Origin of the sequence: Pseudomonas sp. PS01300, assembly GCF_029960155.1 — a bacterium.
Lineage (GTDB): Bacteria > Pseudomonadota > Gammaproteobacteria > Pseudomonadales > Pseudomonadaceae > Aquipseudomonas > Aquipseudomonas palmensis.
Genome location: NZ_JASCPN010000056.1, coordinates 1 through 26,473 on the forward strand (window position 1 = coordinate 1; position 26,473 = coordinate 26,473).

A 26,473-nucleotide genomic window follows, 5' to 3' on the forward strand; every position below is an offset into this window, starting at 1 on the left:
CGATTACATCGAGATGTTCTACAACGTAAAACGCCGCCATGGTTTCAACAATCAGCTATCACCGGTAGAGTTTGAAAAGCGTTACGCAATGAGCTTGCAAGGTGTCTAGAGAATCCGGGGCGATTCAGTACCTGAAACGGAAAGGATCGAGACGATTGTCTACATCGAGAAAGCGACTAACTGGCGTGCAGCATTGTCGGCAGCAGGGCTGAAGCTGTGGCCGAGACTAAGGTTCCGGGTCTGCCCTTACCACCTCAGAAACGCGGCGGCCAGCGACTGGAAACGGGCCGAGCTGAGTGATGAAGAGATCTCGGGCGCGCTAGGCCACTGCGTAAATAAAACGTCCAGCAACTATGGCCAGTTCCAGATCGGACAGGGAAGCGGCGGTTTGACTCCCCTTGAGGTAAGAGCTGCTCGTCCTATCTTGGATACCCGGACTCTATCGCCCCAAATGGGTCGGCCCTCTCCGACTCCCAAATAACCCTGACCACTTAGATGGAATGGCTGAGGTTCGCAATGCCAACCCTCGACCGGCCGCGTCAGCAGAACTGCCTTAATCTTAAAAAGGCAGCGCCAAGCAAACTGACTCTGGAATTCTGCAGAGGGGTTTCTTTGTCGCATTTATTGAGCGCAGTGCGGCCAACAGCTACAACGCGATATGACTGGGCGGGCTGTCGCCCGCGCAGGTAATATTATGGTTGCTACCTAGGTCGGGTGTATCTCATTCCGAATTTCCTTGATGCTAGCAATTGCTGCTTTTGCAGAACTGATCTTTCGTAACGCTTGTTCTTTTTCTTCTTCCGTCTCCAGTAGCGATAGAGCGCAATCAATGCTTTCTTCCGCCATGGAAATGAGGGAATCTATCTTGGCATTAAGTATACGATGCTTCCTTACAAGAACTCTGCTAGCACGATTTAATCCAAGAAGCCTTATTAAATAAGTAGATGGTCCTTGGAGGGGAGAGAGGGTACCTGCTGGCTCTACTTGAAAGTATTGAAGTCTATTGCATTGGAAGGGATCTATAAATCCTACCGTGCCGTCGTGAGTAGCTTCTGTGCTCGTCCCGACCGGCCAGTGTGAGGATTTACTTCTGTTGCATTTCCCGCATGATATCACCAAATTATTGGGATTGTTTTTAAGATCTGGGAAGTGCTCTTGAGGGCGAAAGTGATCAAGGGCAAATCCTTCATGCCCGTTTTCTTCTAATTTGACGTCACAGTACACACATCTATTTTGACAGTCCGCATGAATCACTTCGTTATATGACGCATAACCGTAAAATTCACCGCAGGTTTTGATCTTATAGTTTTCTGCACGGACAATTTGAGGAAAGAATAGATGATTCATGATTCTTTAGATAGTCCATTTTCTATTTGAGAAATCTTTTCTTCCAAGGCCTCAAGCTTCTTCAGCTTTTCCTCGCTGATTATTTCTTCCACTTCGAACGCAGAGTCTCTTAGATAACCCAGTTCCTCGAGCTCCTGCTTTTCATCTTCAGCCAACTCGCCTCTTACAGACTTTCTCAAAAGCAGTTCGAAGCGTACGTTCCGATTGCCAATAACTTCTAGATACGAGTCAATTCTACGAAGTAGCCTAGCACCAACCACATGCTTCTTAGCAGAGAGATCCTGTTTATTTAGAATATCCTCAACCTGCATCTCACCGTCAAGTAGCTCTTCAGAGTCCACAAAACTGGTGAGGATATAGATAGGAATTTTACTATTCAATGTTCTCAAATATGATGCAAGCTCAATACCGTAATATTGCGCCACACCCGATTCTTTAAGCTGCTCATCGAGGACAATGGCTACTACGCTTGGATCTTCAACCAAGAAACTCATATCGCCAACTTGTGGCCTTGGCTCGACCCCAAAAACTGCAGGCACTCCCTCCCCTTTGGGAAAGCAGTCCTGAAGCATTAGGGTGTAAGTTTCACGCTGATCTTCATTTTCATCGACGAAAAGTATTTTCATTCTTGCGCCCCAGACTTTACGAGTGGCACCTTTATTAAAAATCGAGCCCCACCTAGCGCGCCTTTACTAGTGACCTCAATGGTCCCGCCAGAATGCTCTTCCACAAAAGTTTTGACAATAGAGAGTCCCATACCTGTCCCTATCGTGTCACCTTTCTGGTTGCGTTTGGTAGAAAAAGTAGCTTTGAAAATATGCGATTCCACCCCTGCCTCAATACCGCAACCGCTATCTTCGAAGAAGACGATACAGTAGCCATCTTCTACGGCCACAGTGATACCAATTTTTCTTTCACTTGCTGGAGTGTTTTGCAGCGCCCAACATGAATTAGTTATAAGATTAGCAAATATACTTTCCCAGTCTATTTCGAACGCCCTAATTAACGGAGGCACAGAACTAGACAGGATTAATTCTGCTGTTGTCTTTCTATTAGCAAGCACGTCCTCGAAGCTATTGATTACATTTGAGGCGACGGTTGCCAGATTAAACGTCCTACAAGTTCTCTTGTCGCGCCGAACATTACCTAAAGAGAAATTCCCAAAAATCTTTATGTAGTTAAGCGACTTGTCAATCTGGTCGAATCTTTTGTTCGCAAATTCAACAACATCCATAGGCAGCATGAAAAAACCGTCGTTCACCCTAGTTCTAAGTAGCGAACCATTGGTAATAGCATTAGATATAGCCGCAAGTGTCTCATGCCCAAATGAAACAGAGAGAATCCCAAGTGATGCAAGATTTGCCAAAGTGTCTTTCTCTGCCTCTAGCTGGTCGACTTTCTCTTTGACACGAGCTGTACGCTCGCTTTCCTCACTCAAAGTTGCTTCGATTTTTTCGAGTTGCTGCTTAACTTGAGCCTGGTTTGATTCTGACTTGACCCGTTTGATAGCCGCAATTACGTCTTTATACGTGTTGAAGCTCTTATCCACATGCTCCGACAACCCAATTACGGGTGGTCTTTTTTCTTTTTCTTCCCTAGCCTTGGTCTGGATATGCTTCTCGAAAAGTTCAACACATTTTAGCGCAAACTTACGAAGCTCAAAATAGGCCGGAGTCTCAGTTAGACCTTCTCGGTTAGTCTGATCAACGAGATTTGGATTCTGGTTACGACCAATGAATACCGCCCCTACTACTTGGTTGTAGCCTATCCGCCAGTTGTCCATGGTTATACTTTCTGGGTTTATAACCCGACGCATGGCCAATCCAAGCCAGTCGCCTTCACCACTGGGGTCGCCATAGGGTTTGACGCGGAAGTGGTCCCTATAGATCCTGACACCCTGGTTGCTTTTTAGAAAGCCTCTAACGTCTTTAGGCTTGAACTTATCAGTACTTATCTCACGACTAGCTATATTCCTCATAAAGTATAGAGTGAAACTTAATGGACCACAGCGGGGTACTTTCTCTCCGCCTGGCATCCAGCTTTCCCAGCTAACAGGGACCGCTGGCTCACTTAAGTTACCACCACCATCATATATTGACACAGCAACTTCATTGGCAGCGGAGATCGATGCCTCCAGCCTCCACTCTGCCGCCTCGAGAAAGTGCTCAGAGGAAACGAATCCGTCTAGCGCAGGATACTTGCCACCCGTATCAAATTTTACTTTAAAATCCAAGTTCTTTGAGAAAGGAGATACAAGTAAAGAAAGCTCCTTCCTAAGATCTCCTAAGAATTCCTCCGTCCAAGAATCCTTTAGTTCTGTTAGGACGTATTTTGAGCCTTTACCCTTTTCATTGATAGGGAAGTTTATGCGTGGCACAGAGCGCCCACTTATCTCATAGACATCATGTTTGATGCTATCTAACTCCGCACTCTTAATCTGGTTATATTTATCCCAGTTTATATCAACCTCATAGACACTTTCACAAAGCTCAGTTTTTGTATAAAGCTTTAGGTGATTACAAAGCCGATCAATGCCTAGACGACCCAGCCCTTTTGCTCCAGTATATACTCGATTCTTACTACTTAGGCCTGACTCACTTTTATGAGTTGTTCCTATACGCATCCATTTGGTGAGCAGAATATTTTTGTCCATACCATCGCCGTCATCAGTGATGGTCAATTTTGGTTCTTCCGTGCCTAGCCCTTCAAATGATATCTCAACAATTTCCGCATCAGCATCATAAGCATTCTTAACAAGCTCACTTATGGCCACTAACGAGCTGGAGATGCTTTCGCGGCCTAACTGAATGGCAACCCGAGCCTCCACAGTGAAGGGATGATTACCTATTTTCGTTCTATTTTCCATGACCAGCGCTCCCTATGGGAATTCCTTTAACCACGCCCACTGTTAGATGCCTGCACCTAATTTTTTCATTGATATAATTATTTACATGCTCGCTTCTGAAGAGCTCCAGGACCCTCTGACATGAAAGCAGGCTTCGATCCTTGGGCGCGAGTATTATGATATGATTCTCGACCGCAACAGGCTCCGAACAGTTCACCACAGTCCCAACCACCCTATATCTATCTTTAGGACTTGAGGTGCGCCTAACAGCTACAAAAGGCGGCTGGACTTTTCTCCCTGCGTGGCAAATCCGCTCAGGTAATGAGTCCACTGTTTCCCAAGCTGGCAAAATTTTTGCGTGCGCAAAAGGTGCTTCTGCACCAGCAATTTTGTCCCTATGAGGTACCACCGGCCCAACTGAAACATCAAACTCACTCATCAATAGAGTTGCGGATGATTCAATGGCTGAATTTTGCTCAACAACGGCTTCTTCTTGAGGAAATTTCTTTTTGCCTTGCAAAATGAAAACGTCAACTTGGACTCCAGGCTCAAAGCTACCAAACGCCTCCATCGTGCACTCAGCTGCTTTTAGTAACTGGCTGCGCCATTGTGAATATCTTGTTCCGCTACGGAGCACATCAGGTAGAATTCCTAAAAATCTTCCATTGATAGGTAGTATCTCCGTCGCATAAAAAACGAAAAGTGATGCGGCATTGAACTTTCCGGAGGTCCAGTCAATCTCTCGTCTTGCATCAATCTGACAGAAAGGAGGATTCATTATTACCCCTCCAACCTTTCCGCGGTAGGTTCCGTACTCTTCCAGGAAGTCTCCTACCCTAACATTTGAGAGCATTGATAATATTTCGGCCGGAGACTTCTCACCAGATGGTACGGCTCCTTTGCTAAGAGCCAACCTTACCAACTTCTTCTTGGCAATCCTCACAAAACTTTCGTTTATGTCTATTCCGTGCAGCCTAGAGTTCCAGTCCGCCAACGTCACCTCTAGATTTGGCGATACGTCAAACGTTGAAGCCAAAGCTACAAGGAGGTTCCCAGAACCACACGCCGGATCAAGTATTGCACCATCCCCTACGGAATAGCCAAACCTCTCAACTGATAGATTGGACAATTCAGAAGGAGTAAAGAAAACACCCTGATTCTTCCGTTCTACCGAACTTAGATCCATTAGGGCAAGAAGCTCATCATCATCGACACACGACAAGCCCAACTGCTGATAGAGAATTGATGCCGCATTCCATGAACTATCAAGCTCACTTTTTGGCTCAGTGCTAGAGGGGCTATTATGATTAGTCTCGCTAATCAGGCGCGGATCTCCAATTACATTAGTGCTCAATCTACTTGCTCCGGCCTGGAATGCAGGCTTGGGGCTGCCTCAGAGAATCGAATCTCCATTCCCAAAACTGCCAACACCGCTAGCAGTTTTCGAGCTCCAAACTCAGAAGCACGGCCACGCTCAAACCTGGATAAAGACTCTTGGGTTATGCCAGCTTTTTGGGCGACGAACCCTTGTTTGACACCCAGGGCGTGCCGACGCTGTGCTATCGCTTCACCCAGTTGATTCAAGCTCTGCATTACTCTTCTCAATGCTTCTTTTTGATTTATAAATCAAAAATTTAGCTGATCTTCAGCTGCAGCGCGAGGAGTATTTCCACCAATCGAGCTGGTGAGGCATGGATGCCGAGCCAGGCCCCGGGCGGCTTTTTGCCCGGGGCCTGGACACCAGCGCCGGCAGGGACGCCGGATCGACGGTACAAAACAAGCCACTCGGCCAGGTACACTAGCGGTACAGTACGAAGGTCCTCATCTGTAATCTACCGTTCGCTAACGTACTGATTGCCCTGTACTTTCGCGTCCTGTACCGTTTCCTCGTGTAACCCAATGAAACCTAGCGCAACGGTGTCATTGGCGAACTCATAATCCTTTGGTCCACGGTTCAAGTCCGTGTGGGCCCACCATACTCAAAGCCGCGCATTGCGCGGCTTTTGCGTTTTTGGCGGGATCGCCTCAGATACGCAGTGCTCATTGGCAACTCGTAAACCCGAGTGCGAGCCGGGTCCTTTCCTCATCCGTTTTTGTGGGGCCGGCATAGCCTACGCCGCCCGGCCTGACTTTTGCTCGACGACTATTCGCACACAATCTACTCGTCAGCCGGCTCGAAGCGCTCGCCGCGAAACACCCGACGTGGATTGCCACGCTCGATGCGGTGATGGAACAACCGCCGCTCCGCGCGCAGTTCGCTGTCGACCTGCTCTGCCTGTTGCGCCAGGCGTTGCCCGATGAGCAGCAGCGCCAAGCGTTTGTTGGCGTGCTGGCTACGCTCGCTCTGTACCTTGACGCTGACGCCGCTGGCCAGGTGCGTTGCGCGCACTGCCGAATCGGTGGTGTTGACATGCTGACCACCCGGCCCGGACGAACGCAAGGTCTCGAAGTGGATCTCGCTCGCCAATTCCGGTGCCGGTGGCGCAAACCGTGCGCCCCCAAAGAACCAGTTCTTGCGCGCATGCCCCGGCCGGTACGGACTGCTGCACGTCCATTGCAGCGAGCCCGTCCAGTGATCCGCCAGGCGCTCGGCCTGCTCGCCATCCAGTGCCAGCAACACCGAGCGCAAGGTACCGCGCCGCGGCCCCGGCTCTTCTTCGAGTATCCGTACCGCCACGGCCTGGGCATCCGCTTCGGCCTGCAGCCTGAGCAATGCCTTGGCCACTGCCAGGGCACATTCTTCCGGCCCCTGAGCCGCCGAGAGTTGCAGCAGGATCATCAGCAGCACCCTCCGCGCGTCTTGTAGGTCAGCACCGGTTTCAGTCGTGCCAGCACGCGAACCAACCCCGCTTCACGCAAGGCACCCACCACCGAGCCGATAGCCTTGTAGGCCTCCGGCGCTTCCTCGTAGATCAGCGCCCGGTCGGCGCAGATCACGCGGCTGCCTAGTGCCGTACGACTCAGTTGCTCGACGCTGTAGCGCGAGGCGAGGCGGTCCTTGCACTCGCTGCGCATCCATTTGCGTCCGGCGCCATGGGCCAGGGACAACAGGCTGCGCTCGTCGGCGATCGGCTGTACCAAGTAGCTGTAGTCGCCGCGCGAACCAGGGATCACCACCGCCCCCTGATCCGACGGTGTGGCGCCTTTGCGATGCAGCCAACCATCGAGCCCGTCGACCTGCGCTGGCGACACCAGGTTGTGGTTGATGTCGAGCAGTACATCGCCATCGGCACGCAAGCGGTCGAGCATGCGCCGGGCAATCAACTGACGGTTGGCTTCGGCAAAACGCAGCGCGCCGTCGTGCCGGCCCAGGTAATGAGTGCTGGCCTCGCTGCCCGCCTCCAGCCCGTGATGACCGAACAGGTCGACCTGCTCACGCAAGATCGCCTCGCCCAAACCACGCGAGCCGCTGTGCACCAGCAACAGCAGGTGTTTGCGCTCGATGCCCAAGGCTGCCAGGGCCGCATCGTCGTAGCTTTCATCAAGTTGCTGCAGCTCGGCGAAGTGGTTACCACCACCAATGGTGCCTAGAGAACGCTCGTGCCCCGTGGCAGGCAAACCGAAGCTGGCGACGGCCTCCTGCCACGTCTCGTCGAGCGGCAGGTCGAGGTTGCCAAGGCGTTTCTCCAGCTTGTCCAGATGCAGCTTGGCGGTCGGGATGTCCGTACGCCACAGCGCCATGCCACAGCCGATGTCATTGCCGACCAGCGCCGGGTACAAACGCCCCACGGAAAAGAATGCCGCGCCGACCGGATAGCCACGCCCCGGATGCAGGTCCGGCATGCCGGCCACCCGATGCATGCCCCCTAGGCGAGCGGTGGTTTCGAGTTGTTGGATCGCTTTTCCTTCGATCCAGGTGTCGTCCGCGGCGACCAATACAGCGCCGTCGGACAAATTGCGAATGCAAGTGCCCATAGTCCAATCCTGATGGGTTGAAACAAAAAGATGTTCGGATTGGCAGGCCAGAGGCCGGGCGTTGCGGTACCGCTAACGAGTAGCGGCGAATGCGTTCAAGCCAGGCGCGACCTGCAAAGGGTGATCAACTGTTGCATGATGTACCTCCTTTGCTGTCGGGTGAGAGAAGGCGGGCATCTTAGGTGTGTAATTGCCACCCTGCAACAACCTTGATCACATTTTTACCAGGAGAACAACGTCATGGCCGCAAAACCTGACCGCTCCGCGGTACAAAAAACATACCCTGGCGGTACAGTGCCCAGCTTCCAACCATTTCGCCAATTACGCTAAACACTAGTCCGTGTGGGCCCACCATACTCAAAGCCGCGCATTGCGTTTCCGGCCCTCAGAACTTCACAATCACATCCCCAGACTGGCCGCATACACCCCCGGCGTCTTCCCATAGTGGCGCTGAAACAACCCGATGAACGCCGACACCGAGTCATACCCCAGTTCATTCGCCAGCCGAGTCACGCTCATGCCCTGCGCCAGCAACGGCAATGCGGCCAGCAAGCGCAGGCGCTGGCGCCATTCACGGAATGAAAGCTGGGTCTGCGCCTGAAACAGGCGCACCAGGGTGCGCCGCGATGCCCCCACCTGCTGCGCCCATTGCTCGATGGTGCGGTTGTCCCCAGGCTCGGCCTGCAGTGCATCGGTGATCCGGCGCAGGCGCGGGTCGCTGGGCAGCGGCAGGCTGAACGGTGCTTCGGCCAGCCCCTGCAACTCGTCCACCAGCACCTGCAGCAGGCGCGCCTGCGGCCCGTCGTCAGGGTAGTCGGCGGGAAAGTGGCTGACCCGTTCGATCAGCTCGCGCACCAGCGGCGTCACCTGCAGTACCGCGCAGTCACGGCGAGCGCCCGGCAGCACCGCGGCATCCAGGTACAGCCCGCGAAACGCCAGCGCCTGCTCACTGAACGCCGTGTGCTGCACCCCTGGCGGAATCCACAACGCGCACTGCGGCGGCAGCAGATAGCTGTGGCGCTCGGTCAGCACCTGCATGATCCCGGCGCTGGCATAGGTGAACTGCACCCAGTCATGGCTGTGCATCTGCACTTCATAACCTGCCGGTATGCCGAACATGCGCCGCTGCACCGGGCGCGAAAGCGCCAGCGGTACGGGCGGCACCTGCGGTATCTGTCCCGCTTGCGGCATCAGCTGTCCCCTTTGCTCAAGTGAGCCAAAAGTGCCGATGGTAGCCTGCGCCGCGACCCGTTGCACAACCTGATCGGAGACTTGTCGATGAGCACCCATGTACGTCAAAACCGCCTGACCATTCCCGCCATCCAGCAGCGCAAGGGCGCCGGCAGCCTGGTGGTGCTGACCGCCTACAGCCTGCCCATGGCCCGCTGGGTGGATGCCCATGCCGACCTGATCATCGTCGGCGATTCGGTGGGCATGGTGCTGTACGGCATGCCCAGCACCCTGGGCGTGACCCTGGACATGATGATTGCCCATGGCCAGGCGGTGATGCGCGGGGCAGAGCGCGCCTGCGTGGTGGTCGACCTGCCGTTCGGCTGCTATCAGGCCTCGCCGGAGCAGGCATTTGTCAGCGCCGCCCGGGTGCTGCGCGAAACCGGTGCACAGGGCATCAAGCTCGAAGGTGGCGCCGAAATGGCCCACACCGTCGAATTTCTGGTGCGCCGTGGCATTCCGGTGATGGCGCACGTGGGCCTGATGCCGCAGCAGGTCAACAGCATGGGCGGCTTCAAGGCCCAGGGGCGGGATGAACAAAGCGCAACCAAGGTGCGCGACGATGCCTTGGCCATGCAGGCGGCGGGGGCGTTCTCGGTGGTGCTCGAGGGCATCGCCGAGCCGCTGGCCCGCAGCCTGAGCGAAGCGTTGCACATCCCCACCATCGGCATTGGCGCATCCCCTGCGTGCGATGGGCAGGTGCTGGTGACCGAGGACCTGCTGGGCCTGTTCGGCGAGTACCAGCCGCGCTTCGTCAAACGCTATGCCGAGCTGCAACCGCAGATCGAACACGCACTGGAGCACTACGCCCGCGAGGTGCGCAGCGGCGAGTTCCCGGGGCTGGAGCACTGCTTCAAGGCCGCGCCCTGATAGCACCGGCGTGGACAGTGGGTCGATTAGCTGCCTTAATCGGTCCACTTCCCAAGCGAAAGAAACGATCCCTGTCCATGCCCACCCGCCCTGTCGCCCTCGATGAAATCGACCGTCAACTGATCGCCGCCCTGCAGATCAACGCCCGCGAAAGCGTGGCCATGCTTGCCCGGCAACTGGGCATTGCCCGCACCACCGTGACCTCGCGCCTGGCGCGCCTGGAGAAAACCAACGTCATCAGCGGTTACGGCGTGCGCCTTGGCCAGCGCGTGATCGACGGCGGCCTGCAGGCCTATGTGGGCATCACCGTGCGCCCCCGCTCGGGCAAGGAGGTGGTACGCCGCCTGAGCGCCATGGGGCAGATCCAGCAGTTGTGTGCGGTCAGTGGTGAGTTCGACTATGTGGCGTGGCTGCGCAGCGATTCGCCCGAACAACTGGACCAGTTGCTCGACCAGATCGGCAGTGTCGAGGGCGTGGAGAAAACCACCACCTCGATCATCCTCAGCAGCAAGGTGGACCGCGGCCAACCGGTTTGACATGGGTTAGCGGGGAACAGATAGGGCCCTTCGCTGGCAAGCATGCTAACGGTGCTCGCAAACCTGTAGGAGCCGGCCTTGCCGGCGAAGGCATCACTCTGCTCAAGCATCCCGTCACAATGACAAAAATACCCACAAAACGACGACACTCTGCATCTTAATAACCAACACCCTCCCCTCGTAGAATGACCGCCAGCATTTCCTATACTCAAGCTCCGCTCCCCGCGCAGCCCTGGCAAGGTCTCCCATGAACAAGAACAATCGCCACCCCGCCGACGGCAAAAAACCGGTCACCATCTTCGGCCCGGACTTCCCCTTCGCCTTCGACGACTGGATCGAGCACCCGGCCGGCCTGGGCAGCATTCCCGCCGAGCGCCACGGTGAGGAGGTGGCCATCGTCGGTGCCGGCATCGCCGGCCTGGTGGCCGCCTACGAGCTGATGAAGCTGGGCCTCAAGCCGGTGGTGTACGAGGCGTCGAAAATGGGCGGGCGCCTGCGCTCGCAGACCTTCTCCGGCGCCGAAGGCATCGTCGCCGAGCTGGGTGGCATGCGCTTCCCGGTGTCTTCCACGGCCTTCTATCACTACGTCGACAAGCTGGGCCTGGAGACCAGACCCTTCCCCAACCCGCTGACCCCCGCCTCCGGCAGCACGGTGATCGACCTCGAGGGCCAGACCCACTACGCCGAAAAACTCAGCGACCTGCCGGCACTGTTCCAGGAAGTCGCCGACGCCTGGGCCGATGCGCTGGAGGATGGCGCACGCTTCGGCGACATCCAGCAGGCAATCCGCGATCGCGACGTGCCGCGCCTGAAGGCGCTGTGGAACACCCTGGTGCCGCTGTGGGACGACCGCACCTTCTACGACTTCGTCGCCACCTCCAAGGCCTTCGCCAAGCTCAGCTTCCTGCACCGCGAAGTGTTCGGCCAGGTCGGCTTCGGCACCGGCGGCTGGGACTCCGACTTCCCCAACTCGATGCTCGAGATCTTCCGCGTGGTGATGACCAACTGCGACGATCACCAGCACCTGGTGGTGGGCGGTGTCGAGCAGGTGCCCCTGGGCATCTGGCGGCATGTACCGCAACGCTGCGCCCACTGGCCGCAAGGCACCAGCCTCAGCTCGTTGCACCGTGGCACGCCACATTCAGGGGTGAAAAGCATCGCCCGCGCCGACGATGGGCGCCTGGCCGTTACCGACACCTGGGGCGTCACCCGCCATTACGCCGCGGTGCTCACCACCTGTCAGAGCTGGCTGCTGACCACCCAGATCGAGTGCGAGGAGTCGCTGTTCTCGCAGAAGATGTGGATGGCCCTGGACCGCACCCGCTACATGCAGTCGTCCAAGACCTTCGTGATGGTCGACCGCCCGTTCTGGAAGGACAAGGACCCGCAGACCGGCCGCGACCTGATGAGCATGACCCTCACCGACCGCCTCACCCGCGGCACCTACCTGTTCGACAACGGCGACGACAGGCCGGGGGTGATCTGCCTGTCGTACTCGTGGATGAGCGATGCGCTCAAGATGCTGCCGCACCCGGTGGAAAAACGCGTGAAACTGGCGCTGGACGCCCTGAAGAAGATCTACCCCAAGGTCGATATCGCCGGGCACATCATCGGCGACCCGATCACTGTGTCGTGGGAAGCCGACCCGCATTTCCTGGGGGCGTTCAAGGGCGCCCTGCCCGGCCATTATCGTTACAATCAGCGAATGTACGCGCACTTCATGCAGCAGGACCTGCCTGCCGAGCAGCGCGGCATCTTTATCGCAGGCGACGACGTCTCCTGGACCCCGGCCTGGGTCGAAGGCGCGGTGCAGACCTCGCTCAACGCGGTATGGGGCATCATGAACCACTTCGGTGGCCGCACCCACGCCGACAACCCCGGCCCTGGCGATGTATTCAACGAGATCGGCCCGATCGCCCTGGCCGACTGAAAGGAGAGACCCATGCGCATAGCCCTGTACCAGGGCCAGCCCCACCCGATGGACGTGGCCGGCAACCTCGAGCGCCTGCACCAGCAGGCGCAGCTGGCGGCGGCACGCGGCGCCGAACTGCTGGTGTGCCCCGAGATGTTCCTCAGCGGCTACAACATCGGCAGCGAAGCGGTCGCACGCCTGGCCGAGCCGCAGGACGGCGCATCGGCCATGGCCGTGGTGGAAATCGCCCAGGCCAACCGCATCGCCATCGTCTACGGCTACCCCGAGCTTGGCGAGGACGGCCAGGTGTACAACAGCGTGCAGTTAATCGACGCCCACGGCAGCAGCCTGGCCAACTACCGCAAGACCCACCTGTTCGGCGGGCTGGACCGCGCCATGTTCAGCCCCGGCCCCGACCATTTCCCGGTGGTCACGCTCAATGGCTGGCAGCTGGGCCTGTTGATCTGCTACGACATCGAGTTCCCGGAAAACGCCCGCCGCCTGGCCCTGGCCGGGGCCGAGCTGATCGTGGTGCCGACAGCCAACATGCAGCCCTACGATTTCATCTGCCAGTTCACCGTGCGCGTACGCGCCCAGGAGAACCAGTGCTACCTGGTGTATGCCAACTACTGCGGCGCCGAGGAGCAGATCCACTATTGCGGCCAAAGCAGCATCATCGGCCCGGACGGCAGCCTGCTGGCCATGGCCGGGCATGAGCCCACGCTGCTGGTGGCCGACCTCGAGCTGCAACGGGTGCACGAAGGCCGCGCCAGCACACCGTACCTGCACGACCTGCGTGTGGAACTCCACGGCGGCCCGCGCAAGCACTGATTTATCCGCTAGCATGACGGTTCGCACGTTACCGGAGCCGTCATGTCCTGCGCCCACCTCACCCTGCCCAACGGCCTGCACGTCACCCTGCGCCATGCACCGCGGCTCAAGCGCTGTGCAGCGGCAGTGCGGGTACGCGCCGGCAGCCACGATGCTCCCAACGCCTGGCCGGGGCTGGCGCACTTTCTCGAACACCTGTTCTTTCTCGGCAACCCGCGCTTTGCCATCGACGACGCCCTGATGCGCTACGTGCAGCGCCAGGGCGGCCAGGTCAATGCCAGCACGCGGGAGCGCACCACCGACTTCTTCTTCGAAGTGCCGGCTGCCGCCTTCGAGGGGGGCATCGAGCGCTTGTGCGAAATGCTCGCCAACCCCCAGGCCGACCGTGCGCAACAGCTGCGCGAGCGCGAAGTGATCCATGCCGAGTTCATTGCCTGGGCGCGCAACCCCGAAGCGCAGCGTCAGCATGCACTGCTGCAGAGCGTATCGGCGCAGCATCCGCTGAGCGGTTTTCACGCTGGCAACCGCTACAGCCTGCCGGTACCCGACGCGGCCTTCCAGAGCGCCCTGCAAGCCTTTCACCAACGCTACTACCAGGCCGGGCAGATGACCTTGAGCCTGGTCGGCCCACAGCCGCTGGCCACCCTTGAAGCCCTGGCCATGCAGTACGGCGCCGTCTTCGCACCCGGGCAGGCCATCGAACAAGGCCCGGCACCGGCGCTGCAGCTTCTCGCTGCGCGGGTTGAACAGCTGCCCGGGCAACGGGATGTGCTGCTCGGCTATGAACAGCTGCCCGCCGGCGCTGCCCAGGCGATCGCCTTTCTCGACACCTGGCTTTCGGACACCCGCCCGGGCGGGCTGCTGGCCGCTTTGCGCGAACGGCGCTGGCTGGAGGATTTCAGTTTTTCGGCATTGCATCAGTTCGCCGCACAGGCACTGCTGCACGCGCGCTTCAAGCTCAATGACGCGGCACCTGCCGACCAGGTCGAAGACCTGTTCCGGGACTGGCTGAGCTTCTTGCGCGATGCCGACCTGACGGCGCTGAACAGCGAATATGCACGTATCCAGCAGTCACGCGCGCTGGCCGCCGGCGCCCTGGAACTGGCGCGCCGCGACAGCAGCGGCCAGCCATTCAGTGCACTCGACGCCCAGGGCCTGGCGGCACTGCAAGGCCTGCTCGAACCCTTCACCGAGCAAGCCCGCCAGCCCTGGCGACTGCCACCTGCCGAGCCCTTGCTGGCCGTCGGGTTCAGCGATGCACCCGCCACGCCGACGCCCGCCGGGGTTATCCACAGCCCGGCGCTGCCGGCCGTGCGGCAGTACGGCGTGATCTACCTGCGCTGGCAGGTGCGCTCGGCGTTGCGCGCGCGGCTGTGGCGCGTACTCGAAGGTGCCCTGCGCCCACTGGTCGAGCGCGCCACCCGCGCCTCGGTGGAGCTGCAATGGAGCGAGTGCGAGCACCTCTGGCAACTGCGCTGCGCCGGGTCACCGCCCGCCGTGGTCGCAGTCGTCGAGCAGGCATTGGCGCTGCTGCGCCTGCCTGCCGCCCAGGACTGGAGCGCAGGCTCAGGCACCGAGCCGGCGCTGATCCCGATCCGCCTGCTGCTAAAGCAGTTGCCGGGCTATATCGTCGGGCGTGACCCGGGGCCATTGCCGACCTGCCTGATCGCCCAGCCCGAACTGGACGCGCTCTGGCAGCATGCCCGCTGGCAGGGCATGACCTGCGGCTTCACCGAAGCGGTGCAGCCGGCGCTGAATGCGCTGCTGGCCCAGGTACCGGGACAGCCGGGCATGGCCGAGCCGATCACCGGCGATGCCACAGGGCCCTGGCAGCATGTGCCGCTGCCCGAAGGCGAGCACGCACTGCTGGTGTTCTGCCCCGCCCCGCCGGGCAGCGAGGCGGTGTACCGGCTGCTGGCGCATCGACTGCAAGGGCCCTTCTACCAGCGCCTGCGGGTGGAGCTGCAACTGGGCTATGCAGTGTTCAGCGCATTGCGCCAGGTGCAGGGCCATACCGGCCTGCTGCTGGGCGTGCAGTCGCCCAAGGCCGACCCGGCACAGATTCTCGAGCACATGCGCTGCGTGGTCGCAGGCTTCACCCATGACCTCGCTGATGATGCCGAGGCGCGTCAGGCCCTGGCGGCGCAGTTCCACGAACCGGACATGGGCAATGCCGACGTCGCCGAATGGGCCTGGCAGGCCCGGCTGGCCGGCAGCGACACCCCCAGCCTGGACACGCTGCGACAGCAGCTGCTGGCCGTCACCGCACAGCAGCTCGAACACGCCGCCCGGCACCTGTTCGACAACGCCCTGTACCTGGCCAGCGCCGCACAGGGCGGATTGTTACCGGCAACGCAACAGCCTTTCTCGCAGGTTTAACCAAACTGTCCATTAATTTTAGTAAGATGGCGCTACCCGGGCCGTTGTAACCCCTTGTTTCAAAGGGGGGCCTAAATATGTAGCCACCCGCCCCCAGACCTATCCGGAAGGAGTACTCCCATGTGGACCAAACCTGCTTACACTGACCTGCGTATTGGCTTTGAAGTGACCATGTATTTCGCAAGTCGCTGAGTCTGCTTGCGGTACAACGCCTCGGTCAGCCGGGGCGTTTTCATTTTTGGACGCAGCAGGAGTGGCCATGTACATCCAGATTCTAGGTTCCGCCGCCGGCGGCGGTTTCCCGCAGTGGAACTGCAACTGCGACAACTGCAAGGGCTTTCGCGACGGCACCTTGCGCGCCAGCGCACGCACCCAGTCCTCGATCGCGCTGTCCGACGACGGGGTGCACTGGGTGCTGTGCAACGCCTCGCCGGACATCCGCGCGCAGCTGCAAGGCTTCGCCCCCATGCAGCCGGCCCGCGCCCTGCGCGACACCGGGATCAACGCGATCATCCTGCTCGACAGCCAGATCGACCACACCACCGGCCTGCTCAGCCTGCGCGAAGGTTGCCCGCACCAGGTGTGGTGCACCGACATGGTCCACCAGGACCTGAGCACCGGCTTCCCTCTGTTCACCATGCTCAGCCACTGGAACGGTGGCCTGCAGTGGAACCGCATCGAGCTCGAAGGCAGCTTCGTGATCGAGGCGTGCCCGAACCTGCGCTTTACCCCGTTCCCGCTGCGCAGCGCCGCGCCGCCCTACTCCCCGCACCGCTTCGACCCGCACCCGGGCGACAACCTGGGGCTGATGGTCGAAGACCTGCGCACCGGCGGCAAGCTGTTCTACGCCCCGGGCCTTGGCCAGTTCGACGACAAGCTGCTGCAACTGATGCACGACGCCGATTGCCTGCTGGTCGACGGCACGCTGTGGGAGGATGATGAGATGCAGCGCCGCGGTGTCGGTACCCGCACGGGCCGCGAGATGGGTCACCTGGCACAGAATGGCCCCGGCGGCATGCTCGAGGTACTCGAAGGCTTCCCCGACCAGCGCAAGGTACTTATCCACATCAACAACACCAACCCGATTCTCGATGAAGACTCCGCCGAGCGCGCCGAACTGGCCCGCCGCAACGTCGAAGTGGCCTTCGACGGCATGAGCATCGAGCTGTAGGAGCCCCCATGAGCGAAGCCGTACCGCTTTCCCCCGCCGCGTTCGAGCAGGCCTTGCGCGCCAAGGGCGCCTACTACCACATCCATCACCCCTACCACGTGGCCATGTATGAAGGCCGCGCCAGCCGCGAGCAGATCCAGGGCTGGGTCGCCAACCGCTTCTACTACCAGGTCAACATCCCGATGAAGGATGCGGCGATCCTGGCCAACTGCCCGGACCGCGAGATCCGCCGTGAGTGGATCCAGCGCCTGCTCGACCACGACGGTGCCCCCGGTGAAGACGGCGGCATCGAAGCCTGGCTGCGCCTGGGCCAGGCCGTGGGCCTGGACCCCGACCAGCTACGCTCGCAGGAGCTGGTGCTGCCCGGCGTGCGCTTCGCGGTCGACGCCTACGTCAACTTCGCCCGCCGTGCCAGCTGGCAGGAAGCGGCCAGCAGCTCGCTGACCGAACTGTTCGCCCCGCAGATCCACCAGTCACGCCTGGACAGCTGGCCACAGCACTATCCCTGGATCGACCCGGCCGGCTACGAATACTTCCGCACCCGCCTGGGCCAGGCCCGGCGCGATGTGGAGCATGGCCTGAGCATCACCCTGCAGCACTACACCACGGTGCAGGGTCAACAGCGCATGCTGGAGATTCTTCAGTTCAAGCTCGATATTCTGTGGAGCATGCTCGACGCCATGAGCATGGCCTATGAACTGAACCGCCCGCCCTACCACAGCGTCACCAGCGAGCGGGTGTGGCACAAGGGGATCACCTTATGAGTTTCGACCGTTCGAAGACGCCGCACTGGCGCCCCGGCTACCGCTTCCAGTACGAACCGGCGCAGAAGGGCCATGTGCTGCTCTACCCCGAAGGCATGATCAAGCTCAACGAAAGCGCCGCGCTGATCGGCGGGCTGATCGACGGCAAGCGCGATGTGGCCGCGATCATTGCCGAGCTGGACGTTCAATTCCCCGGTGTACCCGAACTCGGTGACGACATCGAGCAATTCATGGAGGTCGCCCGTGAGCAACACTGGATCGTCCTTGAGTGAGGTACCGGCCAAGCCCGCAGTCGGCCTGCCGCTGTGGCTGCTGGCCGAGCTGACCTACCGCTGCCCGCTGCAATGCCCGTACTGCTCCAACCCGCTGGACTTCGCCGAGCAGGGCAAGGAGTTGAGCACCGAGCAGTGGTTCAAGGTGATGGCCGAGGCGCGTGAAATGGGCGCCGCGCAGCTGGGCTTTTCCGGCGGCGAGCCACTGGTGCGCCAGGACCTGGCCGAGCTGATCGGCGAGGGGCGCCGCCTGGGCTACTACACCAACCTGATCACCTCCGGCATCGGCCTGACCGAACAGAAGATCGCCGACTTCAAGCGCGCCGGGCTGGACCACATCCAGATCAGCTTCCAGGCCAGCGACGAACAGGTCAACAACCTGCTGGCCGGCTCGAAGAAAGCCTTCGCGCAGAAGCTGGAGATGGCCCGCGCGGTCAAGGCCCACGGCTACCCGATGGTGCTGAACTTCGTCACCCACCGGCACAACATCGACAAGATCGACCGCATCATCGAGCTGTGCATCGCCCTGGAAGCCGACTTCGTCGAGCTCGCCACGTGCCAGTTCTACGGCTGGGCCAAGCTCAACCGCGCCGGCCTGCTGCCCACCCGCGCGCAGCTGGAGCGCGCCGAACGCATCACCAACGAATACCGCGAGAAACTGCAGGCTGCGGGCAACCCGTGCAAGCTGATCTTCGTCACCCCCGACTACTATGAAGAGCGGCCCAAGGGCTGCATGAACGGCTGGGGCAGCATCTTCCTCACCGTCACCCCGGACGGCACCGCACTGCCGTGCCATGGCGCACGCCAGTTGCCGGTACAATTCCCCAACGTGCGCGAACACAGCATGCAGCACATATGGTATGACTCGTTCGGCTTCAATCGTTTTCGCGGTTACGACTGGATGCCCGAGCCGTGCCTCTCCTGCGACGAGAAAGAAAAGGACTTCGGCGGCTGCCGCTGCCAGGCCTTCATGCTGACCGGCGACGCCAGCAATGCCGACCCGGTTTGCGCCAAATCGGCGGACCACGGGATCATCCTCGCTGCTCGGGAGGAGGCCGAAACCGCCACCCAGACCATCGACCAGATGACCTTCCGCAATGATCGAAACTCCCGTCTCATCGCCCGCGGCTGAGCGCTTCAGCGCACAACAGGCGGTTGCCGCCGGCACCGACTACGCCGAACTCAAGCGCAGCCCGCTGGGGCTGTTCTGGAACGAGTTTCGCCCCCAGGACGGCGGTTGCCGCATCTGGCAGTGGCGTGACGGCCAGGCCCGCTGCCTGACCCCCGACGGCTTCAGCGTGCGCAGCCGCGTCTACGAGTATGGCGGCGGCGGTTTCTGCCTGAGCGACGACGGGCTGGTGTTCGTCAACGAAGCCGACCAGCAGCTCTACAGCCAGGGGCTCGGCGGCGGGCAGCCGCAGCCGCTGACCCACGGCCAGTGCCGCTACGGTGACCTGCGCTGGGGCGCCGGCCAGGTGCTGGCGGTTGAAGAAGACGCCGATGTGCACCGGCTGGTATCGATCGCCGCCGGCACCCGCACGGTACTGGCCGAAGGCGCCGACTTCTATGCCGCTCCCACCCTCAGCGCCGACGGCCAGCGCCTGGCCTGGATCGAATGGAGCCGCCCGCACCAACCCTGGACTGCCACCCGCCTGCTGTGCGCCGAACGCCGCGATGCACACACCTGGGAAGCGCCGCGCTGCATCGCCGGCAGCGAGGCGCAACCGGAATCGCTGCAGCAGCCGCGCTTCGATGCCGACGGTCGCCTGTACTGCCTGTCGGATCGTGACGGCTACTGGCAACCCTGGGGCGAAACCCCGCAGGGCTGGGCAGCACTGCCGGCCGAGCGCGCCGACCATGCCGGCGCACCGTGGCAACTGGGCGCCAGCACCTGGCTGCCCCTGGACGGCGGCGGGTATCTGGCGAGCTGGTTCGAGGGCGGCTTCAGCCGCCTGGGCGTGCATCATGCCGATGGCACCCTGGAAGACTTCAGTGACGTCTACACCCGCTTTCGCTGCCTGGAGATCGACGACCGGTACCTGTATGCCATCGCCGCCTCTGCCATCAGCACGCCCGCCGTCATCGCCATCGACCGCCACAGCCATGCCGTTCAGGTGCTGGCCGGCGGTGCGATGCCCTTGCCCAGCGAACAGGTCAGCCAGCCGCGCAGCATCACCTACCCCAGCGGCGATGCCCAGGCGCACGCCTTCTTCTACCCGGCCATGAATGGTGTCGAGGCGCCGCCGCTGGTGGTGTTCGTGCATGGCGGACCGACCTCGGCGTGCTTCCCGGTGCTCGACCCGCGCATCCAGTACTGGACCCAGCGCGGCTTTGCCGTGGCCGACCTCAACTACCGTGGCAGCAGCGGCTATGGCCGCGCCTATCGCCAGGCCCTGCACCTGCGCTGGGGCGAAGTGGACGTGCAGGATGCCTGCGCGGTGGTCGACTTCCTGGCAGGGCAAGGGTTGATCGACCCGACGCAGGCGTTCATCCGCGGGGGCAGCGCCGGGGGCTACACCACGCTGTGTGCGCTGGCGTTCCAGAATGTGTTCCGTGGCGGGGCGAGCCTGTACGGGGTCAGCGACCCGCTGGCGCTGACGCGCGCCACGCACAAGTTCGAAGGCGATTACCTGGACTGGCTGATCGGCGACCCGCAGCAGGATGTGCAGCGTTATCAGGCGCGCACGCCACTGCTGCATGCCGCGCAGATCAAGGTGCCGGTGATTTTCTTCCAGGGCGAACTGGATGCGGTGGTGGTACCGGAGCAGACCCGTTCGATGCTGGCGGCGCTGAAGGCCAATGGGGTGCGTGCCGAAGGGCATTTCTACCCGACCGAGCGGCACGGGTTCCGGACGGCAGCGAACCTGGCGCATGCGCTGGAAGAAGAGTGGAAGTTCTACCGGGAGGTACTGGGCCAGTCTTGATGCCCCCATCGCGGGTCAAGCCCGCTCCCACAAAGGTCTCGATGATCCTTGTGGGAGCGGGCTGGACCCGCGATGGCCGCGACGCGGTCTAGCGCTTGGCGATGATGTACACCGCGTGCACGATCCCCGGAATGTAACCGCACAAGGTGAGCAGGATGTTCAGCCAGAAGGCGCCACCAAAACCCACCTGCAGGAACACGCCCAGCGGCGGCAACAGAATGGCGAAGATAATTCGGATCAGGTCCATCGGGCAGCTCCTTGTCTAAAGTCCTAACTACAGACTGCAAGCACCCCCCACTGGTTCAAATAGCCATCCCCCATAAAAAAACGCCCCAGGCCAAAAGGATCAGGCCCGGGGCGATGCGCAGGAACGCGAGACGGTTCGTTGAATTCGGTACGGCGCTACCGGGTCAGGCACGCCGCTGGTTGAGTTGCGCCGTGTGCACACGGGCAAAGGCACGCGCCAGGCGCAGCAGCATTTCGTCGATGTTGCCCCGGCTGACGGTCAGCGCCGGCGAAAAGCGCAGCACATTGGCCTGCGCCGCATTGAGCAGCAGCCCTTCCTGCAGCGCCGCCTTGACCAGGGCCGCGGCCGAGTCGTCGCTCAGCTCCAGGCCCCACAGCAAGCCCTGGCCGCGCACCTCGCCCTGGCCATAACGCCCCGCCAGGTGGCTCAGGCCATCACGCAGGTGCCGCCCCGACGCCTGCACCTGCTCCATGAAGCCCGGCTCCAGCACGGCATCGAGAATCGCCAGGCCCGCCGCACTCATCAGTGCATTGCCATGGTGACTGCCTTCCAGCTCGCCGGCCTCGGCGCAGCAGGCCGTACCCCGCGCCAGCAGGGCGGCCAGCGGCACACCGCCGCCCAGGCCCTTGCCCAGGGTGATGATGTCGGCGCGCACGCCGTAGGTCTGCTCGGCCAGCAGCGCGCCGCAACGGCCCACGCCGGTCTGCACCTCATCCAGGATCAGCAGGATGCCCAGTTCGCGGCACAGGCGCTCGACACCCTTGAGGTACTGCTGGGTGGCCGGGATCACCCCGGCCTCGCCCTGGATCGGCTCGAGCATGATCGCCACGGTACGCGAGTCCACTGCTGCATGCAGCGCGGCCAGATCGTTGAACGGCACCTTGCTGAAACCCGGCAGGCCCGGCTCGCAGCGGTTGCACGCCGACGGGTCGGAGGCCGACAGCGCCCCCAGGCTGCGCCCGTGGCAGCTCTGGCGCGCAGTGATGATGTGGTAGGCGCCATTGCGATGCAGCTGGCCCCACTTGCGCGCCAGCTTGATCGCACCTTCGCAGGCTTCGGCACCACTGTTGAGCAGGTAAGCCTGATCGCTGCCGGTGCTCTGGCACAGGCGGTTGACCAGGCTCAACAGGCCACGGTTATGAAAGCCGGCGCCGGGGTTGATCAATGCCTGGGCCTGGCTGCTCAGTGCCTGCACCAGCGCCTTGGGGCTGTGCCCGAGGCTGTTCACCGCGCAACCCTGGGTGAAATCCAGATAGGCGCGGCCTTCGTTGTCCCACAGCCATGAACCCTGGCCGCGCACGAACACCTGTGGCGCACGCTCGGTGGCCGGCATCAGGCATTCCCGCGACAGCTGCTCGGCCTGGGCCAGTGCCACCGGCGCCGGTGCCTGCTCGGCAGCGCGCGCCGCCTGGCGACGCAGATTGAACAGGTTCATGCGCGCAGCCCTTCCAGCGGCAGGCCAAGCAGGCGCGCGGTCCAGTCCTCGACCTGGCCGCTGCGCAGGCGCTTGATCGCGATGTCGCGCCAGCGTGACGAGAGGGCCGGACAATCCACCAGCTTTTTCAAACCCGCATGCTCCAGAGGTTCACGGTAAAAAGTATGCAGTGCCCAGGCCACGGTCAGGCCCGGATAGCTGCGTTGTATCAGTTCGAACGGCTCATCGGCGCTGACGAAGCCAGGCTTGAGCACCCGGTAGAACCAGCCGCAGCGCAGCGCGTCCTGCGCCTGTTGCGGCAGGTTCGGCAAGCCCCAGCGATGGCTCAGGCGGTAGCACGGCGAGCGCGGCTGGCTGACCTGCAGCAGCGCCCCGCCCCAGCGGAACATGTCGCCCAGGCAGACGTGCTCTTCGGTAAGGCCGCGGGTCGAGAGGTTTTCGCCAAAACCCGGCGCGCACCAGTCGATCTGTGGATAACGTCGCCGCCACCAGGCGTAGTGCTCGGCCGGATAGTGGTGCAAGGCCCGCTCGGGGCCGGTATGGAAGCGCGGGTCGCCGTGTTCGTCGCTGCCCAGCCCCTGTGGCCATAACCACAGCCTTCTTGCAACCTGTTCCTTATCGATATCGGTGAGTAACCCATAACCGACATTTTTTGCCTTGCCTATGTAAACGCCATCCACATACACGGTATTCATCGCGCCTTCTGGCCCTGTAAACCTTGTGAATACGGGATAGACTAGGCTTCTCGCGGGCCTTCGGCCATTTCGTTTTTCGAGCTTTTTTGATAAGTATTGCTTATGGATTTTCGCCAACTGCGTTATTTCGTCGCGGTGTACGAAGAAGGCCATGTGGGCCGGGCCGCCGAACGCCTTTCACTGTCGCAGCCAGCGCTGTCGCAGCAGATCCGCCAGCTCGAGCACAGCCTCGATGTGAGCCTGTTCGAACGGGGCAACAAGCGGCTGCTGCCAACCCTGGCCGCACACACCCTGTACAACCACGCCCTGCCCCTGCTCGACGGCCTGCAACGCGCCCGCGAGGCGTTGCGCAACTTCCGCGGGCAGGCCTTGCGGACCCTGGCCATCGGCGTGCTGCAGACGGTACGGCCGAGCCTGGTGCCGCAACTGCTCGACCGCCTGCGCAAGGCGCAACCACACCTGGTGGTGCAGATCTACGAACTGTCGGGGCTGGAGATCGAACGGCGCCTGCTCAACGGCACCCTGGACATCGGCATCAGCTACCTGCCGCCGCGCCAGCCGGGCCTTCACGGCCTGCTGCTGTACGAAGACGAGCTGCAACTGGTGATCCCGCACACGCACCCGCTGCGCGAATTCAAGAAGGTCTCGCTCAAGCAGGCCGCCGAACTGCCCATGCTGATGCTGGGCGAAGAGTTCCAGGTACGCCAGATCTGGCAGGCGCAACTGGCCAACCTCGGGCGCCGCCCGCAGGTGCAGGCCGAGATGAACAACATGGGCGGGATTCTCGACAGCCTGGCGCATACCTCGCTGGCAACCGTGTTGCCGGGGCGTGCGCGCGACGCCACGGACGATCCAGAGCTGCTCTGGAAGCCGCTGAGCGAGCCGCGGGTGCCACTGAAGGTAGGCCTGGTGTTTCGCGATGCGCAGCGCCAGCAGGCGTCGGTGGAGCTGCTGCGCAATCTGCTGGAGGAAGAGATCGACCCTCGCCAGATCGGCGGTTCACCTCTGGATGTGCTCGGCTAGAAAAAACCCGGGCAAAAGAAAACCCCGCCGAAGCGGGGTTTTGCAGACTGTTTCCCTGACATCCTTTTCGTCCCGCCGTCCTGGCAGGAAATCCTTCCGTGTCCCTGTTATGTACTGTGCGCATCCTGCGCGACGTCCATGAGGTGAAGATTAGCTGTGGATCCAATCTTACGGAAGAGGCCAAACGTCACCACGTCATGTAAGCAAATGCTTACATGACGCCGTCAGATCAAAACTGTTCCGCGTCGAGCAGGTACAACGACTCGCTGCCCGCCTTCACCGAAGCGCTGAGCGAGTGAATACGCGGCAGCAGGCGGGCGAAGTAGAAGCGTGCGGTGCCCAGTTTGCTGGCGTAGAAGTCGTCCTCACCCTGTTTGGCCAGGGCCGTGCGGGCCATCAGTGCCCACATGTAGGCATAGGCGGTGTAGCCGAAGGCGTGCAGGTACTCTACCGACGCCGCGCCGATTTCGTTGGGGTTCGCCTTGGCGCGGTCGAGCACCCAGGCGGTCAGTTCGTCGAGGCTGTCCAGCGCCGTCTCCAGCGGTTTGACGAACTCGCCCAGCGCCGTGTCGGCGGTGGCGATGAAATGGCGGATCTCGTCGGCGAACAGCTTGTAGAACGCCCCGCCGCTACCCACCACCTTGCGGCCCATCAGGTCCAGGGCCTGGATGCCATTGGTGCCTTCGTAGATCTGGGTGATGCGCACGTCGCGCACCAGTTGCTCCTGGCCCCACTCGCGAATGTAGCCATGGCCGCCGAACACCTGCTGGCCATGCACGGTCACTTCCAGGCCCAGGTCGGTGAGAAACGCCTTGGACACCGGCGTCAGCAGCGCCACCAGGTCTTCAGCGCGCTTGCGGGCCTCGCGGTCCTCGCTGAACTTGGCGGTATCGAGCTGCATCGCAACATAGGTGGAGAAAGCCCGGCCGCCTTCGTTCAGTGCCTTCATGGTCAGCAGCATGCGCCGCACATCGGGGTGCACGATGATCGGGTCGGCAGTCTTGTCCTTGGCCTGGGGCCCGGTAGGTGCACGGCTCTGCAGGCGGTCGCGGGCGTATTCGATGGCGTTCTGGTAGGAACGCTCGGCCGATGCCAGGCCCTGGATGCCGACCCCCAGGCGCTCGTAGTTCATCATGGTGAACATCGCTGCCAGGCCCTTGTTCGGCTCGCCGACCAGGTAGCCCACGGCGCTGTCGAAGTTCATCACGCAGGTGGCCGAGGCCTGGATGCCCATCTTGTGCTCGATGGAGCCACAGGTGGCCGGGTTGCGCTCGCCCAGGCTGCCATCGGGGTTGACCAGGAACTTGGGCACCAGGAACAGCGAGATGCCCTTGGGCCCGGCCGGGGCGTCAGGCAGCTTGGCCAGCACCAGGTGAATGATGTTCTCGGTCAGGTCGTGTTCGCCGCCGGTGATGAAGATCTTGGTGCCGGTGACCTTGTAGCTGCCGTCGGCCTGCGGCTCGGCGCGGGTACGGATGATGCCAAGGTCGGTTCCGGCGTGGGGCTCGGTCAGGCACATGGAGCCGGCCCAGACCCCGGCGTACATGTTGGGCAGGTACCGCGTCTTGAGCTCTTCGCTAGCATGGGCGTTGATCGACAGGCAGGCACCGGCGGTCAGCATCGGGTACAGGCCGAAGGCCAGGCTCGAGGAGTTGACCATTTCTTCGACCTGGGCAGAGATCACCTTAGGCATGCCCATGCCGCCATAGGCAGGGTCGCCGCCCACGCCCACCCAGCCACCATCGGCGTAGGTGCGGTAGGCATCGATGAAGCCGGCCGGGGTGCGCACGGCGCCGTTGTCCCAATGGCAGCCCTCTTCGTCGGCGCTGCGGCTCAGCGGAGCGATTCGCTGGCTGGTGACCTTGCCGGCTTCCTCGAGCACCGCCAGTGCGGTTTCTTCGTCGACCGCCTCGGCCAGCCCGGGCAGTTGTGCCCACAGCCGGGATACTTCGAAGACTTCGTTGAGGACGAAGCGCATATCGCGCAGGGGCGCTTTATAGTCAGCCATGGCAACCTCTCACACCTTGAGTCGGGACGGCCCCGCAGGGCCGCTACACAGTTGCGAGCCAGTGTAACC

Annotated in this window: 24 protein-coding genes; 13 read left to right on the forward strand and 11 right to left on the reverse strand. The window is 61.2% G+C overall.

From position 1 onward, the window contains the following. On the forward strand, positions 1–109 hold a 109-nt coding region (locus tag QMX96_RS21340), incomplete at its 5' end, for an IS3 family transposase (RefSeq protein WP_146427598.1). A 596-nt stretch (positions 110–705) separates the two neighbouring features. On the opposite strand, the gene QMX96_RS21345 is transcribed toward QMX96_RS21340, so the two are convergent. The 7 genes from QMX96_RS21345 to QMX96_RS21375 all read right to left on the reverse strand — a co-directional run bounded on the left by QMX96_RS21345 (position 706) and on the right by QMX96_RS21375 (position 9,298). Further along, entirely contained in the window at positions 706–1,347 is a 642-nt protein-coding gene (locus QMX96_RS21345) for an HNH endonuclease (protein WP_282362352.1), read from the reverse strand. Next, complete coding sequence (locus tag QMX96_RS21350) at positions 1,344–1,973, reverse strand: response regulator (protein ID WP_282362353.1); 630 nt, start codon at positions 1,971–1,973, stop codon at positions 1,344–1,346. The genes QMX96_RS21345 and QMX96_RS21350 overlap by 4 nt, the downstream gene beginning before the upstream one ends. After that, positions 1,970–4,213: a sensor histidine kinase gene (locus tag QMX96_RS21355; RefSeq protein ID WP_282362355.1), complete on the reverse strand. Its 2,244-nt coding sequence runs from the start codon at positions 4,211–4,213 to the stop codon at positions 1,970–1,972. Before QMX96_RS21355 ends, QMX96_RS21350 begins: the two co-directional genes overlap by 4 nt. Continuing rightward, positions 4,203–5,546, reverse strand: a complete 1,344-nt coding sequence (locus QMX96_RS21360; RefSeq protein WP_282362357.1) for an N-6 DNA methylase — start codon at positions 5,544–5,546, stop codon at positions 4,203–4,205. Before QMX96_RS21360 ends, QMX96_RS21355 begins: the two co-directional genes overlap by 11 nt. 804 nt (positions 5,547–6,350) lie before the next feature. Then, positions 6,351–6,971, reverse strand: coding sequence for a peptide chain release factor H (gene prfH, locus QMX96_RS21365; protein ID WP_043863775.1), 621 nt, complete (start codon positions 6,969–6,971; stop codon positions 6,351–6,353). After that, a complete protein-coding gene (locus QMX96_RS21370; RefSeq protein ID WP_078480873.1) occupies positions 6,971–8,107 on the reverse strand; it encodes an RNA ligase RtcB family protein in 1,137 nt (378 codons plus the stop codon). Before QMX96_RS21370 ends, prfH begins: the two co-directional genes overlap by 1 nt. Before the next feature lie 399 nt (positions 8,108–8,506). After that, complete coding sequence (locus tag QMX96_RS21375) at positions 8,507–9,298, reverse strand: helix-turn-helix transcriptional regulator (protein WP_088514296.1); 792 nt, start codon at positions 9,296–9,298, stop codon at positions 8,507–8,509. Between the two features lie 87 nt (positions 9,299–9,385). On the opposite strand from QMX96_RS21375, the gene panB reads away from it, so the two are divergent. From panB to QMX96_RS21430, 11 genes are all read left to right on the forward strand, one after another. Further along, a complete protein-coding gene (gene panB / locus QMX96_RS21380) occupies positions 9,386–10,207 on the forward strand; it encodes a 3-methyl-2-oxobutanoate hydroxymethyltransferase (protein ID WP_078480870.1) in 822 nt (273 codons plus the stop codon). Positions 10,208–10,284: 77 nt separating this feature from the next. After that, positions 10,285–10,743 carry an Lrp/AsnC family transcriptional regulator gene (locus tag QMX96_RS21385; RefSeq protein WP_054915967.1) on the forward strand — a complete coding sequence of 153 codons (459 nt, stop codon included), beginning with the start codon at positions 10,285–10,287 and terminating at the stop codon, positions 10,741–10,743. Between the two features lie 247 nt (positions 10,744–10,990). Continuing rightward, positions 10,991–12,673 (forward strand): NAD(P)/FAD-dependent oxidoreductase, encoded by a 1,683-nt coding sequence (locus QMX96_RS21390; protein WP_043863697.1) that lies wholly within the window; start codon positions 10,991–10,993, stop codon positions 12,671–12,673. Between the two features lie 12 nt (positions 12,674–12,685). Next, positions 12,686–13,486 (forward strand): carbon-nitrogen hydrolase family protein, encoded by an 801-nt coding sequence (locus QMX96_RS21395; RefSeq protein ID WP_043863696.1) that lies wholly within the window; start codon positions 12,686–12,688, stop codon positions 13,484–13,486. Positions 13,487–13,528: 42 nt separating this feature from the next. Further along, positions 13,529–15,865 carry a pyrroloquinoline quinone biosynthesis protein PqqF gene (gene pqqF, locus QMX96_RS21400; protein ID WP_282362358.1) on the forward strand — a complete coding sequence of 779 codons (2,337 nt, stop codon included), beginning with the start codon at positions 13,529–13,531 and terminating at the stop codon, positions 15,863–15,865. A gap of 120 nt (positions 15,866–15,985) precedes the next feature. Next, positions 15,986–16,057: a pyrroloquinoline quinone precursor peptide PqqA gene (pqqA, locus tag QMX96_RS21405; RefSeq protein ID WP_008365141.1), complete on the forward strand. Its 72-nt coding sequence runs from the start codon at positions 15,986–15,988 to the stop codon at positions 16,055–16,057. A gap of 67 nt (positions 16,058–16,124) precedes the next feature. Then, positions 16,125–17,036 (forward strand): pyrroloquinoline quinone biosynthesis protein PqqB, encoded by a 912-nt coding sequence (gene pqqB, locus QMX96_RS21410; RefSeq protein ID WP_054915970.1) that lies wholly within the window; start codon positions 16,125–16,127, stop codon positions 17,034–17,036. A gap of 8 nt (positions 17,037–17,044) precedes the next feature. Beyond that, positions 17,045–17,800, forward strand: a complete 756-nt coding sequence (pqqC, locus tag QMX96_RS21415; RefSeq protein WP_054915971.1) for a pyrroloquinoline-quinone synthase PqqC — start codon at positions 17,045–17,047, stop codon at positions 17,798–17,800. After that, positions 17,797–18,072, forward strand: coding sequence for a pyrroloquinoline quinone biosynthesis peptide chaperone PqqD (pqqD, locus tag QMX96_RS21420; RefSeq protein ID WP_043863692.1), 276 nt, complete (start codon positions 17,797–17,799; stop codon positions 18,070–18,072). The genes pqqC and pqqD overlap by 4 nt, the downstream gene beginning before the upstream one ends. After that, positions 18,044–19,204: a pyrroloquinoline quinone biosynthesis protein PqqE gene (gene pqqE / locus QMX96_RS21425; RefSeq protein WP_282362360.1), complete on the forward strand. Its 1,161-nt coding sequence runs from the start codon at positions 18,044–18,046 to the stop codon at positions 19,202–19,204. The genes pqqD and pqqE overlap by 29 nt, the downstream gene beginning before the upstream one ends. Next, the gene (locus QMX96_RS21430) at positions 19,170–20,996 is read left to right on the forward strand and encodes a S9 family peptidase (protein WP_282362361.1); all 1,827 of its coding nucleotides are present in this window, start codon (positions 19,170–19,172) and stop codon (positions 20,994–20,996) included. The genes pqqE and QMX96_RS21430 overlap by 35 nt, the downstream gene beginning before the upstream one ends. An 88-nt stretch (positions 20,997–21,084) precedes the next feature. On the opposite strand, the gene QMX96_RS21435 is transcribed toward QMX96_RS21430, so the two are convergent. The 3 genes from QMX96_RS21435 to QMX96_RS21445 form a co-directional block, all read right to left on the reverse strand. After that, complete coding sequence (locus tag QMX96_RS21435; RefSeq protein WP_011063854.1) at positions 21,085–21,243, reverse strand: YqaE/Pmp3 family membrane protein; 159 nt, start codon at positions 21,241–21,243, stop codon at positions 21,085–21,087. Between the two features lie 163 nt (positions 21,244–21,406). Next, a complete protein-coding gene (locus QMX96_RS21440) occupies positions 21,407–22,678 on the reverse strand; it encodes an aminotransferase class III-fold pyridoxal phosphate-dependent enzyme (protein ID WP_043863689.1) in 1,272 nt (423 codons plus the stop codon). Then, positions 22,675–23,373, reverse strand: coding sequence for an MOSC domain-containing protein (locus QMX96_RS21445; protein ID WP_043863688.1), 699 nt, complete (start codon positions 23,371–23,373; stop codon positions 22,675–22,677). Before QMX96_RS21445 ends, QMX96_RS21440 begins: the two co-directional genes overlap by 4 nt. A gap of 102 nt (positions 23,374–23,475) precedes the next feature. Here QMX96_RS21445 and QMX96_RS21450 point away from each other — a divergent pair, with 102 nt between their 5' ends. Next, positions 23,476–24,396 (forward strand): LysR substrate-binding domain-containing protein, encoded by a 921-nt coding sequence (locus QMX96_RS21450; RefSeq protein ID WP_043863687.1) that lies wholly within the window; start codon positions 23,476–23,478, stop codon positions 24,394–24,396. Between the two features lie 229 nt (positions 24,397–24,625). Here the strand turns inward: QMX96_RS21450 and QMX96_RS21455 are convergent, their stop codons facing one another. Then, a complete protein-coding gene (locus QMX96_RS21455) occupies positions 24,626–26,404 on the reverse strand; it encodes an acyl-CoA dehydrogenase C-terminal domain-containing protein (RefSeq protein ID WP_100634783.1) in 1,779 nt (592 codons plus the stop codon). Positions 26,405–26,473 lie beyond the last annotated feature (69 nt).

Bases quoted from the DNA above. Each gene is read 5' to 3' on its own strand.
- pqqD (WP_043863692.1), top strand. From the start codon at position 17,797: ATGAGTTTCGACCGTTCGAAGACGCCGCACTGGCGCCCCGGCTACCGC.
- QMX96_RS21355 (WP_282362355.1), bottom strand. From the start codon at position 4,213: ATGGAAAATAGAACGAAAATAGGTAATCATCCCTTCACTGTGGAGGCT.
- prfH (WP_043863775.1), bottom strand. From the start codon at position 6,971: ATGATCCTGCTGCAACTCTCGGCGGCTCAGGGGCCGGAAGAATGTGCC.
- QMX96_RS21435 (WP_011063854.1), bottom strand. From the start codon at position 21,243: ATGGACCTGATCCGAATTATCTTCGCCATTCTGTTGCCGCCGCTGGGC.
- QMX96_RS21445 (WP_043863688.1), bottom strand. From the start codon at position 23,373: ATGAATACCGTGTATGTGGATGGCGTTTACATAGGCAAGGCAAAAAAT.
- QMX96_RS21375 (WP_088514296.1), bottom strand. From the start codon at position 9,298: ATGCCGCAAGCGGGACAGATACCGCAGGTGCCGCCCGTACCGCTGGCG.
- QMX96_RS21350 (WP_282362353.1), bottom strand. From the start codon at position 1,973: ATGAAAATACTTTTCGTCGATGAAAATGAAGATCAGCGTGAAACTTAC.
- QMX96_RS21370 (WP_078480873.1), bottom strand. From the start codon at position 8,107: ATGGGCACTTGCATTCGCAATTTGTCCGACGGCGCTGTATTGGTCGCC.
- pqqC (WP_054915971.1), top strand. From the start codon at position 17,045: ATGAGCGAAGCCGTACCGCTTTCCCCCGCCGCGTTCGAGCAGGCCTTG.
- QMX96_RS21455 (WP_100634783.1), bottom strand. From the start codon at position 26,404: ATGGCTGACTATAAAGCGCCCCTGCGCGATATGCGCTTCGTCCTCAAC.
- QMX96_RS21385 (WP_054915967.1), top strand. From the start codon at position 10,285: ATGCCCACCCGCCCTGTCGCCCTCGATGAAATCGACCGTCAACTGATC.
- QMX96_RS21390 (WP_043863697.1), top strand. From the start codon at position 10,991: ATGAACAAGAACAATCGCCACCCCGCCGACGGCAAAAAACCGGTCACC.
- pqqB (WP_054915970.1), top strand. From the start codon at position 16,125: ATGTACATCCAGATTCTAGGTTCCGCCGCCGGCGGCGGTTTCCCGCAG.
- panB (WP_078480870.1), top strand. From the start codon at position 9,386: ATGAGCACCCATGTACGTCAAAACCGCCTGACCATTCCCGCCATCCAG.
- QMX96_RS21450 (WP_043863687.1), top strand. From the start codon at position 23,476: ATGGATTTTCGCCAACTGCGTTATTTCGTCGCGGTGTACGAAGAAGGC.
- QMX96_RS21345 (WP_282362352.1), bottom strand. From the start codon at position 1,347: ATGAATCATCTATTCTTTCCTCAAATTGTCCGTGCAGAAAACTATAAG.
- QMX96_RS21440 (WP_043863689.1), bottom strand. From the start codon at position 22,678: ATGAACCTGTTCAATCTGCGTCGCCAGGCGGCGCGCGCTGCCGAGCAG.
- pqqF (WP_282362358.1), top strand. From the start codon at position 13,529: ATGTCCTGCGCCCACCTCACCCTGCCCAACGGCCTGCACGTCACCCTG.
- QMX96_RS21430 (WP_282362361.1), top strand. From the start codon at position 19,170: ATGATCGAAACTCCCGTCTCATCGCCCGCGGCTGAGCGCTTCAGCGCA.
- QMX96_RS21395 (WP_043863696.1), top strand. From the start codon at position 12,686: ATGCGCATAGCCCTGTACCAGGGCCAGCCCCACCCGATGGACGTGGCC.